This window comes from Rhodococcus sp. IEGM 1408 (genome assembly GCF_033142235.1).
Classification (GTDB): Bacteria; Actinomycetota; Actinomycetes; order Mycobacteriales; family Mycobacteriaceae; genus Dietzia.
On record NZ_JAWLRW010000002.1, the window covers coordinates 142,171 to 154,745 of the forward strand.

Consider the following 12,575-nt stretch of genomic DNA (forward strand, 5'->3'; position numbering starts at 1 on the left):
GGCCGGAGGGCCCCGTACCTACACGGGGCCGGTGTGGCACCCCGTCTGAACTGCGCATTGGACGTGTGAGGTCAGGGCAAGCGTAGCGCGCTGTGCGCCCACCCGCCTCCTGAAACGCGTCAGACCCGCGGTCCGGCCCCGGGCGGCGTGCCCCCTCAGCCCCGGTCGTCAGCCTCTGTCGTCGAACCGGTAGGTCTCCGCCAGGTCCACGATGACCGCGCGCATCGCGGCGACATCCGGGCCGGCACGCAGGACGTGCCGGGAGACGTTCACCAGGGTGTTCGGCAGGGCGGGTCCGGCGATCCGCCTGACATCGTCGAGCGTCCCGCCCTGCTCCCCCACCCCCGGCATGAGGACCGGGCCCCCGAGGTCGTCCAGCAGTGGGGGGTCGGCGACCGTGGCACCCACGACCACGCCGAACGATCCGGGCGCGTCCGGGGACGCCGCGGCGTTCCTGCGGCCCACCTCGTCGACGACGGACTGGGCGACCGTGCCGGCCGGGCCGGAGGCCGACTGGAGGCCCCCCGCCTCGGGGTTGGAGGTGCGGGCCAGGACGAAGAGGCCGCGGCCGTTGGACGCGGCCATGTCGAAGGCCGCGTCCAACGAGCCGACTCCGAGGTACGGGGACACCGTGAGCGCGTCGCACGCCAGCGGGGAGCCGTCTCGGAGCCACGCCCGGGCGTACCCGGCCATGGTGGACCCGATGTCCCCCCGTTTGGCGTCGGCTATGGACAGCGACCCGTGGTCGGCGATCCCGCGGAGGACCTCCTCGAGGACGGCGATCCCCGCGGAGCCGTGCTCCTCGAAGAACGCCACCTGGGGCTTGACCGCGGGCACCAGATCGCCGAACGCCTCCAGCGACCTGCGGGCGAACTCGGCCACCCCCGCCGCGTCGACCCCGAGCCCCCACGCCTCGAGCAACTCCGGGTGGGGGTCGATCCCCACACAGAGGTTGCCGCGCGCGGCCACGGCCTCGCGTAGTCGTGTCCCGAAGGGGTCCCGGGGCGCGACGCTGTCCGCCGATGGGATCACCCGGGTCATCGGGCGGCGAAGCCCTTGTGCAGCTCCTGCAGTGGGCTGACCGTGACATCCCCGCGACGCATCGCCTCGATGCCGTGGACCGCGGCGGTGGCGCCCTGCACGGTGGTGACGCACGGGACCTTGCGGGAGATCGCAGCCGAGCGGATCTCGTAGCCGTCGGCGCGGGTGCCGCCGGTGGAGGAGGCGATGTTGAGGATCAGGTCCACCTCGTCGGCGTTGATCCGGTCCACGATCGTCTGCACCGGGTTCCCCTGCTCGTCCACCGGACCGGTCCCGGACTCGGTCAGCTTGGCCACGGTCTCGCAGGCGATCCCGTACCGGCGGAGCATGAGAGCGGTGCCCTCGGTGGCCAGCACCGTGAACCCGAGCGCGGCCAGACGCTGCGCCGGGAACACCATCGACCGCTTGTCCCGGTTGGCGACGGAGACGAACACCGTTCCGGAGACCGGCAGGACACCCTCCGCGGCGAGCTGCGCCTTGGCAAAGGCGACCGCGAAGTTGGGGCCGATCCCCATCACCTCACCCGTCGACTTCATCTCCGGGCTCAGCAGCGAGTCGACCGCGTTGCCCTCCGGGGTGCGGAAGCGGTTGAACGGCAGGACCGCCTCCTTGACGGCGACGGGCGCATCCGCCGGGAGCGACCCCCCGTCACGGTCGGACGGGAGCAGTCCGTCGGCCTTGAGCTCGGCGATCGTCTCACCGAGCATGATGCGCGCACAGGCCTTGGCCAGGTGCACGCCGGTGGCCTTGGAGACGAACGGGACGGTGCGGCTGGCACGCGGGTTGGCCTCGAGCACGTACAGGACGTCGTCCTTGATGGCGTACTGGACGTTCAACAGGCCCTTGACGCCGATGCCGAACGCGAGCGCCTCGCTGGAGGCGCGGACGCGATCGATGTCGTCCTGTCCCAGGGTGATGGGCGGCAGCGCACACGCGGAGTCACCGGAGTGGATGCCGGCCTCCTCGATGTGCTCCATGACGCCGCCGAGGTAGACCTCGGTGCCGTCGCACAGCACGTCGACGTCGATCTCCACCGCGTCGTCGAGGAAGCGGTCGACCAGGACCGGACGGTCCGGGCTGATCTCGGTGGCGTTCTGGATGTACGTCCGCAGCGAGTCCTCGTCGTAGACGATCTCCATGCCGCGGCCACCGAGGACGTACGACGGGCGGACGAGCACCGGGTAGCCGATGCGCGCGGCGATCTCGGTCGCCTCCGCGGCGTTGATCGCCGTCCCGAACTCGGGGGCGGGCAGTCCGGCCCGGACCAGTACCTCGCCGAACTCGCGGCGGTCCTCGGCCAGGTCGATCGCGGAGGGGCTGGTGCCGACGATGGGCACGCCGGCGTCCTCGAGCTGCGCGGCCAGGCCGAGCGGGGTCTGACCGCCCAGCTGGACCAGGACTCCCACGACCGTGCCCGACTCGGACTCGGCGTGGAAGACCTCCATGACGTCCTCGAAGGTCAGCGGCTCGAAGTACAGGCGGTCGGCGGTGTCGTAGTCCGTCGAGACCGTCTCCGGGTTGCAGTTGACCATGACGGTCTCGTAGCCGGCCTCGGACAGCGTGAGCGCGGCGTGGACGCACGAGTAGTCGAACTCGATGCCCTGGCCGATCCGGTTGGGTCCGGAACCGAGGATGATGACCTTCCCGCGCTCGGTCTGCGGTGCGACCTCGGACTCGGCCGCGGGGTCGAGCTCGTAGGTGGAGTAGTGGTACGGGGTCTTGGCCTCGAACTCCGCAGCGCAGGTGTCGACCGTCTTGTAGACGGGCCGCACGCCCAGGCGGTGACGCAGGCGCTGGACGCCCTCGGCGCCCGCGAACTCGGGTCGCAGGGCCGCGATCTGGGCGTCGGACAGGCCGTTGTGCTTGGCACGGCGCAGCAGGGCCTCGTCGACGACCGGTGCGTCGACGATCTCCTGCCGGAGCTCGACCAGGACGGCGACCTCCTCGACGAACCACGGGTCGATGCCCGAGGCCTTGTTGACCTGTTCGACGGTGGCGCCGAGGCGCAGGGCGAGCTCGACGTCGTACATCCGGCCCTCGGTCGGGCGCACGAGATCGGCGAGCACGGCGTCGACGTCGGTCGACCGACCGGGCGCGATCGTCTCGTCCGGGAGCGTCCAGAAGCCTGCGGCCTTGGTCTCCAGCGAGCGCATGACCTTGCCCAGCGCCTCGCGGTAGTTGCGACCCAGGCTCATGGCCTCGCCGACCGACTTCATGGTGGTGGTGAGCGTGTCGTCGGCGCCCGGGAACTTCTCGAACGCGAACCGCGGGGCCTTGACCACCACGTAGTCCAGGCTGGGTTCGAAGCAGGCCGGGGTCTCCCCGGTGATGTCGTTGGTGATCTCGTCGAGCGAGTACCCGATCGCGAGCCGGGCGGCGATCTTGGCGATCGGGAAGCCGGTCGCCTTGGAGGCCAGGGCCGAGGACCGCGAGACGCGCGGGTTCATCTCGATCACCACGAGGCGGCCGTCGGCGGGGTTGATGGCGAACTGGATGTTGCAGCCACCGGTGTCGACGCCGACGGCGCGCAGGATGGCGATCCCGAGGTCGCGCATGTTCTGGAACTCGCGGTCGGTCAGGGTCATCGACGGCGCGACGGTGACCGAGTCGCCGGTGTGGACACCCATGGCGTCGACGTTCTCGATCGAACAGATCACCACGACGTTGTCCTTGTTGTCGCGCATGAGCTCGAGCTCGAACTCCTTCCACCCGATGATCGACTCCTCGATCAGGACGTTCGCGGTGGGCGAGGCGGCGAGGCCGCCACCGGCGATCCGCTCGAGATCCTCGGTGGTGTAGGCGAGCCCGGAACCCAGCCCGCCCATGGTGAACGACGGCCGGACCACGACGGGCAGACCCAGCTCGGCGACGGCTGCGTGGACCTCCCCCATTGTGTGACACACGGCGCTGCGGGCGGACTCGCCGCCGACGCTCTCGACGATGTTCTTGAAGGTCAGACGGTCCTCACCCCGGTTGATCGCGGGGATGTCGGCGCCGATCAGTTCGACGTCGTGCTTGGCCAGGATCCCCTGCGCGTCGAGCTCCATGGCCGCGTTGAGCGCGGTCTGCCCACCGAGGGTGGCCAGGACGGCATCGATCGGGTGCCCGTCCGCCGCCTCCTTGATGAAGATCTTATCGATGAACTCGGGCGTAATGGGCTCTACATAAGTAGCGTCCGCGAACTCCGGGTCGGTCATGATCGTGGCCGGGTTGGAGTTGACCAGCGTCACCCGCAGCCCCTCGGCCCGGAGCACGCGGCACGCCTGGGTCCCGGAGTAGTCGAACTCGCAGGCCTGGCCGATGACGATCGGTCCGGAGCCGATCACGAGGACGTGGTTGATGTCTGTGCGGCGGGGCATCAGTTCGAGCCCTTTCTGGAGTCTGCGGATCCGAGCAGGGTGACAAAGCGGTCGAAGAGGTCGGCGGCGTCACGCGGACCCGCGGCGGCCTCGGGGTGGTACTGGACGGAGAACGCGGTGCCGTCGGTCAGGGCGACGCCCTCGACGGTCCCGTCGTTGGCGCAGACATGGGTCACGGCGGCCGTGCCCCAGGGGGTCTCCCATGTGTCGGTCTCCGGGGCGCGGAGCGCGAAGCCGTGGTTCTGGGAGGTGATGGCCACCGCCCCGGTGGCCTTCTCGATCACCGGGATGTTGGTCCCCCGGTGCCCGAACTGCATCTTGTAGGTCTCGAGGCCGAGTGCGCGGCCGAGGATCTGGTTGCCGAAGCAGATCCCGAAGAACGGGATGCCCTGGCTCAGGACCTCCTTGGTCAGGTGCACCGCGTGGTCGGCGGTGGCCGGGTCGCCGGGGCCGTTGGACAGGAACACTCCGTCAACGTCGAGATCGAGGATGTCCTGGAGCGTCGAGTCCGCCGGGATGACGTGCACCCGGACGCCGCGCTTGGCGAGCATGCGCGGGGTGTTGGTCTTGATGCCCAGGTCGAGGGCGGCCACGGTGAAGACGGTCTCCCCCTCGGGCTCCACCGTGTAGGCCTTCCTGGTGGTCACCTCGCCCGACAGCGACGCTCCCGCCATGGACTCCTGGTTCCGGACGGTGGCCAGCATCGACTCGTCGTCGACCAGGTCCGCACCGGAGAAGACGCCGGCCTTCATCGCGCCGAGGTCACGGATGTGGCGCACGACGGCCCGGGTGTCGACGCCGGCGATGCCCACGACGCCCTGGTCGACCAGCTCGTCCTCGAGGCTGCGCTGGGAACGGAAGTTGGATGTCCGGCGGGAGAGGTCGCGGATCACCAATCCGGAGACCCAGATGCGGCCGCCGCCGACCTCGCCGTCGAGAAGCGACTCCCCGTCCTCGTCGTTCCACCCGGTGTTGCCGATCTGCGGCGCGGTGTTGACGACGATCTGACGGCAGTAGGACGGATCGGTGAGCGTCTCCTGGTAGCCGGACATGGCGGTGGTGAAGACCGCCTCGCCGAGGGTGGTGCCGGTCGCTCCGAAGGAGGTGCCGCGGTGGATGCGGCCGTCCTCGAGTACGAGTGCGGCGGGCTGCCGGGCCCGCGGTGAGACGGTGGGGCTGCTGTGCGATGTCACTGCTTCTCCTCGGAGGTGGAGTCGGGGGCTGTGGTGTCGGGCTGGTCGGAGGGTGCGGCGTCGCCGCGCAGCGCCTCCCAGCGGGGGTAGGAGTCCTTGTCGTCGGCCCGGAAACCCGAGTCGATCACGGTGTGACCGTCGCGGCCGTCGACCTGCCACCGGGCGACCAGGATCCCGCCGCCGGGCACGGTCTTGTTGGCCAGCGCGGACGCGCGTCGCACGTGCACCAGGTCCGCGCGGGGGATCCACACGGTGGCGTCGGCGAGGTCCAGTCGCAGACCGCCGGTGTGCGCGGTGAGGGTTCCGGCCGAGCGGAAACCGAGCGGCGCGCGCGCGATCCGCGCGTTCCAGTCCCCGGCGAGGGTGCTACCGATGTAGACGCCGGAGAGCGGACCGAGGACCACCTCCCCCGGGTCGCCGGGCGCGGTCGGCAGCTCGTCGTAGAGGCCGGCCTGGGACCGGCTGCGTTTGCGCCATCCCAGGGCCATCAGCCCCAGGATCCCCGCGAAGACGAGGATGACCAGCGCAACGGTGAACACGTCCTGGTTCATGCGGATACCTCTCCGTCACGGCTGGTCATACGGCCCCGGTATACGGTGCCCACGACCTTCGCTGTGAACGTCATCCCCTCGTAGGGGGTGTTGGCGGACAGACTCGCGAGTTCGTCGCCGACGACGGTCCAGGGTGAGTCGGGATCGACGACGGCGAGGTTGGCGGGCTCCCCCACCTCGATCGGCCGCCCCTGATCCGTGAGACCGGCGATCTCGGCGGGCCGGGTGCTCATGACCCGGGCGAGGTCGCGCCAGGTCATCTCCCCGGACTCGACCAACAGCGCGGCGACGATCGGCAGCGCGGTCTCCAGCCCGAGCATGCCAGGGCGGGCGGCCGCGAACTCGCAACACTTCTCCTGGGCGGCGTGGGGCGCGTGATCGGTGGCCACGCAGTCGATCACCCCGGCCACGAGGGCCTCGCGCAGGGCGACGGTGTCGTGCGCCTCGCGCAGCGGCGGGTTGACCCGGTAGACCCCGTCGTAGGACTCGAGCCGCGAGTCGTCGAGCAGCAGGTGGTGCGGGGTGACCTCGGCGGTGATCGAGATCCCCTGCGCCTTGGCCCACTTGAGCAGCTCGACGGTGCCGGTGGTCGACGCGTGGCAGATGTGGACCCGTGCGCCCGCGTCCCGGGCCAGGATGGCGTCGCGCGCGACGATGGACTCCTCAGCCGACCTCGGCCAACCGGTGAGCCCGAGGCGCGCGGCCGTGGGGCCCTCGTGGGCGACCGCCCCCCGGGTCAGGCGCGGCTCCTCGGCGTGCTGGGCGATCAGGACCCCCAGCCCCGCGGAGTACTCGAGCGCCCGGCGCATGACCAGGGGGTCGTACACGCACATGCCGTCGTCGGAGAAGATCTTGACCTGCGCCTCGCCGGTGGCCATCTGGCCCATCTCGGTGAGTTGCTCGCCCGCCAGCCCCACGGTGACGGCGCCGACGGGATGGACGTCGCACAATCCGACCGAGCGGCCGATCCGCCAGACCGAGTCGGTGACCGTCTGGTTGTCCTGGGGCGGCTGGGTGTTGGCCATCGCGAAGACCGCCGTGTACCCGCCCCGCGCCGCGGCCGACGAGCCGCTCCGGATGGTCTCGGTGTCCTCCCGTCCGGGCTCGCGGAGGTGGGTGTGCAGGTCCACGAACCCCGGCAGCAGGACCGCGCCGTCCAGGTCATGGATGTCGGTGTGCGCTGGCGCGCTGTCCGCGGCGTCGCGGCCGATCGCGGCGATCAACCCGTCTCGGACGAGCACGTCGACGGGGTCGCCCTCCCCGTAGGGACGGACCCGGCGCAGGAGTAGGGCCGGGGTGTCGAGGGCGCTCACTGGTGATGACCTTCCGTTCCGACGAGAGTGTGGAGTAGGACCGACATGCGCACGTGGACTCCGTTGGTGACCTGCTGGAGGATCGCCGACGACGGGGCGTCCGCCGTGTCGAAGCCGATCTCCATGCCCCGGACCATCGGGCCCGGGTGGAGCACAACGGCGTGCTCGCGCAGCCGCGCCGCGCGGGCGGGGCCGAGGCCGTAACGCACCGCGTACTCGCGGGCGGACGGGAAGAACCCGCCGTTCATCCGCTCGGCCTGGACGCGCAGCATCATCACCGCATCCGCACCGGGGAGTTCGGCGTCGAGGTCGGTGGTCGCACGGACCGGCCAGGTGTCCACGCCGACGGGCAGCAGCGTGGGCGGGGCCACCAGCACGACCTCGGCGCCGAGCGTCGACAGCAACAGGGCACCCGACCGGGCGACCCGGGAGTGCAGGATGTCGCCGACGATCACCACCCGGCGTCCCTCGATGCCGCCGAGACGCTCCCGGATGGTCATCGCGTCGAGCAGCGCCTGCGTGGGGTGCTCGTGCATCCCGTCGCCGGCGTTGATCACCGACGGTCCGGCGCCGCCCGGGGCGACCCACCCCGCGATCTGCAGTGCCGAACCGGAGGCGGGATGCCGCACGATCAGGGCGTCCGCGCCGATGGCGGTCAGCGTCATCGCGGTGTCCCGGAGCGACTCCCCCTTCTGTACGGACGAGGCGCTGGCCGAGACGTTGATGACGTCCGCGCTCATCCACTTGCCCGCGGTCTCGAACGAGACCCGCGTCCGGGTGGAGTTCTCGTAGAACACCGTCAGGACGGTCTTGCCGCGGAGGGTGGGCAGCTTGCGGACCTCGCGGCCGAGGAGCGTCTCCTTGAGCCGGCCCGCCTCGTCCAGGATGGAAAGCGCCGCGTCGCGGTCGAGATCGGCGGCCGAGAGCAGGTGCTTCATCGGGTCCTTCCCGGGTTCGGTCGTCTGAGGACCACCGCGTCGACGTCGTCGATCTCCGTGAGCTGCACCGAGACGCCCTCCTCACGGGCGGTCGGCACGTTCTTGCCCACGTAGTCCGCGCGGATCGGGAGCTCCCGGTGGCCGCGGTCGACCAGGACGGCCAGTTGGACCCGCGCCGGCCGGCCGAGGTCGCGGAGCGCGTCGAACGCCGCCCTGATGGTGCGACCGGAGAACAGGACGTCGTCGACGAGGATGACCGTCGCGCCGTCGATCCCCGTCGCCGGCACCGTGGTGGGGCTCATCGGGCGGTGCGGGCCGCCGGCCAGGTCGTCGCGGTAGAGCGTCACGTCGAGCGAACCGGCGTGGACGTCGGCGCCGCTGAACTCCCGGATCCGCGTCGCCAGGCGGTACGCGAGGGGCACCCCCCTGGTGGGGATGCCGAGCAGGACCACAGGGCCCGAGCCGGGCGCGTCCGCAGCCGTGCGTTCGATGATCTGATGGGCCAGGCGGGATACCGTCCTGGCGACGTCGTCGGACGTGAAGAGTGATACCGAGGTCTCTTGCGAACCGTCAGCGCTCACCGATCACCACCTCCTTGTCCGCCTCGCTGGACGGCTCGTTAAAGGGATAGCTTTCGGATCGGAACTCTATCAGCCTTCCGTGCCCGTCTCCGCAGCGTCGGACGTGGGCTCCGACACGTCTGCCACCTCGGCGGCCGGGGCGGTCTGCGCGGTGGTGTCCAGGGCCGACACCGCGCGCTCGGCTGCCCGGATGTGTTCGGCCAGACCGGCGATGCGATCGAGGACGGCATTGACGTAGGCCACCGACTTGTCGTTGGACAGTTCGGAGATCAGGAGCACCGCCTGGTCGATCACGATGGCCGAGTCCACGTCCTCGGTGCCGAACAGCAGCTCCCACGCCCCGGCGCGCAGAACCGCGCGGTCGATGGCCGGGAGGCGCTCGAGAGTCCATTCACGCAGGTGCTCGGCGATCATGGAGTCCAGGCGATCGAGGCGCATCGCCACACCCGTCACGATGTCCATCGTGTACGGCGCCACGTCGTGGAACTCCTGCGACTCCGCGCCCATGCGGCGCCGCTCCTCGGCGAGCCCCACCACGTCGGCGTCGCGGAGCTCCGCCTCGAACAGCAGCGCCACCGCACGCTTGCGGGCCCTGAACCGGGATCCCCGGCGCCGGTAGTCGACGTCATCTGACATGGTCAGTCGTTCACTCGGCTGAGGTAACGGCCGTCGCGGGTGTCGATCTTCAGCTTGTCGCCCGTGTTGATGAACAGCGGCACGTTGACCTCGGCGCCGGTCTCGAGGGTGGCGGGCTTGGTGCCACCGGTCGAGCGGTCGCCCTGCAGGCCCGGGTCCGTGTGCTGGACCAGCAGGTCCACGGAGACCGGCAGTTCGGCGAACAGCGGAACGCCCTCGTGCACGGACACCTGCACGCTGGTGTTCTCCAGCAGGAAGCGCGCGCTGTCGCCCATGACGTTCGGGGGAACGTTGATCTGCTCGAAGTCCTTCTCGTCCATGAGGACGTAGTCCTCGCCGTCGCGGTACAGGAACGTCATGTCCCGGCGGTCCACGGTGGCGGTCTCGACCTTCACACCGGCGCTGAACGTCTTGTCGATGGTCTTGCCCGAGACGACGTTCTTCATCTTGGTGCGCACGAACGCCGGGCCCTTACCTGGCTTGACGTGCTGGAACTCCGTGATCTGCCACAGGTTCCCCTCCTCTTTGAGGACGAGGCCGTTCTTGAAGTCGGCGGTGGACGCCATGGTGGGTGCTCCTTTTGAAAGTCGTCCGCGGGCGGCCGTGGGCCGGCGCCGCGCGCATGTTCGGCGGGCTGAAGTTGCTCAGAGCACGCTGAGCGCGGTCGACGTGGTGGTCAGGGACCTGCCGCCACCGCCGGTGACGGCCACGGTGTCCTCGATTCGGATCCCTCCGAGGCCAGGGAGATAGATTCCCGGCTCGATGGTGATCACATCGCCGTCGGACAGTGTACTCGTCGACCTGCTGGAGACCGCGGGCGCTTCGTGGACGTCCAGCCCCACACCGTGCCCGAGCGAATGACCGAAGTAGTCGCCGAAACCGGCGTCGGCGATGATGTCTCGGCTCACCGCGTCCAGATCCGAACAGGCCAGTCCCTCGCGGACCGCTGCGACGCCGGCGACCTGGGCCCGCCGCACGACCTCGTAGGCGTCCAGGAGCCGGTCGGCCGCGACGCCCAGGGCGACGGTGCGGGTGCAGTCGGACGCGTAACCGGACACCATCGCACCGAAGTCCACCACCACCAGGTCACCGGTCGCCAGCACACGGTCCCCCGGCTCGTGGTGCGGATGCGCGCCGTTGGGGCCGGAGGCGACGATGGTCTCGAACGCCACTCCGTCGGAACCGGCCATCCGCATCGCGTGCTCCAGATCAGCGGCGACCTCACGCTCGGACCGACCGACCGCGAGCAGACCCTGGAGGAGCAGGTGAGTCCACGCCTGGTCCACGACCCGGCACGCCTTCTCGATCAGTGCGAGCTCGGCCGGGTCCTTGGCCCGCCGCACCTGTTCGACCAGACCGGTGGTCTCGACGACCGGCGGGTTGGCGCCATCCTCCTCGAGCGCCCGGCGGAGAGCCGACCCGGCTGCGAGCGTCAGGTGGTCCGCTTCCACCGCCAGCGGGGCGTCCCCGGGTCCGCGGCGACGCCCGAGCACGCCGGGGACGTACTCGCGGGAGATCACGTGACCGACGTCCGGGGCCTGCTCGACCACCTGGAGTTCGTAGCGCGAATCCGTGCACAGGACCGCCTCGCCGTCGTCCTCCACCAGGACCGCGCCGCCCGACCCCCGGAAGCCGGTGAGGTAGGCGATGTTGCGGGGATCGGTGACCAGCAGAGCGGTCGCGCCGACCCCGGCGAGCGCCGCGGCGACGGCGCGGCGGCGGGTCTCCAGACGGTCGGTCACAGCAGGATCCCGCCGCCGCTCGGCTTGATGCCCTCGGAGATCGCCGCGTAGGCCGCCACCATCAGGGACGGGTCCGGGGCCTCCATGCGCGCGGGCCGGCCGAGGCCGTCGAGCACGACCAGGCGCAGGAACCCGGAGTGGTTCTTCTTGTCGCCCGCCATCAGTTCGTGGAGTCGGGGGAACGCGTCCTCGTGGTATCCGGTCGGGAGTCCCAGTGAGGACAGGATCGAGGCGTGACGGTCGGCGGTGGCGTCGTCGAGACGGCCGGCCAGCCGGGCGAGCTCGGCCACGAAGCACATGCCCACGCTCACGGCCGCGCCGTGCCGCCAGCGGTACTGCTCGCGACGCTCGACCGCGTGGCCCAGGGTGTGCCCGTAGTTGAGGTTCTCGCGGAGTCCCGACTCCTTGAGGTCCTTGCCCACCACGTCCGCCTTGACCTGGACACTGCGGCGGATGAGCTCGACGATGGTGTCGCCGGTCGGGTCGAGGGCGGCCTCCGGGTCGGCCTCGATGAGGTCGAGGATCACCGGGTCGGCGATGAAGCCGCACTTGACCACCTCGGCCATACCGGAGATCAGCTCGTTGCGCGGCACGGACTCGAGGGTGGCGGTGTCGATGAACACGGCCGCCGGCTCGTGGAAGCTGCCGACGAGGTTCTTGCCCGCGTCGGTGTTGATCCCGGTCTTGCCGCCCACCGCCGCGTCGACCATGGCCAGGAGTGTCGTGGGGATGTGCACCACGCGGACTCCGCGCATCCAGGTGGCGGCCACGAAGCCGGCGAGGTCGGTGGCTGCTCCGCCGCCAAGGCTCACGATGGTGTCCTTGCGGCCGAGCCCGATCTTGCCGAGCACGTCCCAGCAATACCCCGCCACCGCGAGGTCCTTACCCGCCTCGGCGTCGGGGATCTCGACGCGGTGGGCGTTGATGCCGGACTCCGCGAGCTGCTCGCGCAACGCCTCGGCGGTCTGGGTGAGCGGGGGCTGGTGGAAGATCGCGAGGTTGCGTGCCGAGGAGCACGCCTCGATGATCTCGGGCAGCAGGCCGCGGCCGATCACCACCGGATACGGGTCGGCGGACCGCACCTCCACGATGACGGGCTCGGTCTTGCTCCGGTTGTCGTTCATCTCTTGCTCCCGCTCGTCGATCCTGCCCACACTGCCCGTACCTGACCTGCTCGTACCTGACCTGCTCGTATCTGACCTGCTCGTACTCGAATTCGGC

11 protein-coding genes are annotated in these 12,575 nt (G+C 70.4%); all 11 read right to left on the minus strand.

Translation table 11 applies throughout. The features are described from left to right. Positions 1-168: 168 nt before the first annotated feature. Positions 169-1,041, minus strand: coding sequence for an orotidine-5'-phosphate decarboxylase (pyrF, locus tag R4P08_RS03485; protein ID WP_317812376.1), 873 nt, complete (start codon positions 1,039-1,041; stop codon positions 169-171). After that, complete coding sequence (gene carB, locus R4P08_RS03490; RefSeq protein ID WP_317812377.1) at positions 1,038-4,400, minus strand: carbamoyl-phosphate synthase large subunit; 3,363 nt, start codon at positions 4,398-4,400, stop codon at positions 1,038-1,040. Before carB ends, pyrF begins: the two co-directional genes overlap by 4 nt. Beyond that, entirely contained in the window at positions 4,400-5,593 is a 1,194-nt protein-coding gene (gene carA / locus R4P08_RS03495; protein ID WP_317812378.1) for a glutamine-hydrolyzing carbamoyl-phosphate synthase small subunit, read from the minus strand. The genes carB and carA overlap by 1 nt, the downstream gene beginning before the upstream one ends. Then, on the minus strand, positions 5,590-6,144 hold the full coding sequence (locus tag R4P08_RS03500; RefSeq protein WP_317812379.1) for a hypothetical protein: 555 nt from the start codon (positions 6,142-6,144) through the stop codon (positions 5,590-5,592). The genes carA and R4P08_RS03500 overlap by 4 nt, the downstream gene beginning before the upstream one ends. Further along, positions 6,141-7,457, minus strand: a complete 1,317-nt coding sequence (locus R4P08_RS03505) for a dihydroorotase (RefSeq protein ID WP_317812380.1) — start codon at positions 7,455-7,457, stop codon at positions 6,141-6,143. Before R4P08_RS03505 ends, R4P08_RS03500 begins: the two co-directional genes overlap by 4 nt. Further along, positions 7,454-8,395, minus strand: coding sequence for an aspartate carbamoyltransferase catalytic subunit (locus R4P08_RS03510; RefSeq protein WP_317812381.1), 942 nt, complete (start codon positions 8,393-8,395; stop codon positions 7,454-7,456). The genes R4P08_RS03505 and R4P08_RS03510 overlap by 4 nt, the downstream gene beginning before the upstream one ends. Next, complete coding sequence (pyrR, locus tag R4P08_RS03515; RefSeq protein ID WP_317812382.1) at positions 8,392-8,976, minus strand: bifunctional pyr operon transcriptional regulator/uracil phosphoribosyltransferase PyrR; 585 nt, start codon at positions 8,974-8,976, stop codon at positions 8,392-8,394. The genes R4P08_RS03510 and pyrR overlap by 4 nt, the downstream gene beginning before the upstream one ends. A gap of 69 nt (positions 8,977-9,045) precedes the next feature. After that, positions 9,046-9,612 (minus strand): transcription antitermination factor NusB, encoded by a 567-nt coding sequence (nusB, locus tag R4P08_RS03520; protein WP_317812383.1) that lies wholly within the window; start codon positions 9,610-9,612, stop codon positions 9,046-9,048. A gap of 2 nt (positions 9,613-9,614) precedes the next feature. Then, entirely contained in the window at positions 9,615-10,178 is a 564-nt protein-coding gene (efp, locus tag R4P08_RS03525) for an elongation factor P (RefSeq protein ID WP_317812384.1), read from the minus strand. Positions 10,179-10,256: 78 nt separating this feature from the next. Beyond that, positions 10,257-11,354 (minus strand): aminopeptidase P family protein, encoded by a 1,098-nt coding sequence (locus R4P08_RS03530; RefSeq protein WP_317812385.1) that lies wholly within the window; start codon positions 11,352-11,354, stop codon positions 10,257-10,259. After that, on the minus strand, positions 11,351-12,478 hold the full coding sequence (gene aroB, locus R4P08_RS03535; protein WP_317812386.1) for a 3-dehydroquinate synthase: 1,128 nt from the start codon (positions 12,476-12,478) through the stop codon (positions 11,351-11,353). The genes R4P08_RS03530 and aroB overlap by 4 nt, the downstream gene beginning before the upstream one ends. Positions 12,479-12,575 lie beyond the last annotated feature (97 nt).

Bases quoted from the DNA above. Each gene is read 5' to 3' on its own strand.
- nusB (WP_317812383.1), bottom strand. From the start codon at position 9,612: ATGTCAGATGACGTCGACTACCGGCGCCGGGGATCCCGGTTCAGGGCC.
- efp (WP_317812384.1), bottom strand. From the start codon at position 10,178: ATGGCGTCCACCGCCGACTTCAAGAACGGCCTCGTCCTCAAAGAGGAG.
- carB (WP_317812377.1), bottom strand. From the start codon at position 4,400: ATGCCCCGCCGCACAGACATCAACCACGTCCTCGTGATCGGCTCCGGA.
- pyrF (WP_317812376.1), bottom strand. From the start codon at position 1,041: ATGACCCGGGTGATCCCATCGGCGGACAGCGTCGCGCCCCGGGACCCC.
- R4P08_RS03500 (WP_317812379.1), bottom strand. From the start codon at position 6,144: ATGAACCAGGACGTGTTCACCGTTGCGCTGGTCATCCTCGTCTTCGCG.
- aroB (WP_317812386.1), bottom strand. From the start codon at position 12,478: ATGAACGACAACCGGAGCAAGACCGAGCCCGTCATCGTGGAGGTGCGG.
- R4P08_RS03510 (WP_317812381.1), bottom strand. From the start codon at position 8,395: ATGAAGCACCTGCTCTCGGCCGCCGATCTCGACCGCGACGCGGCGCTT.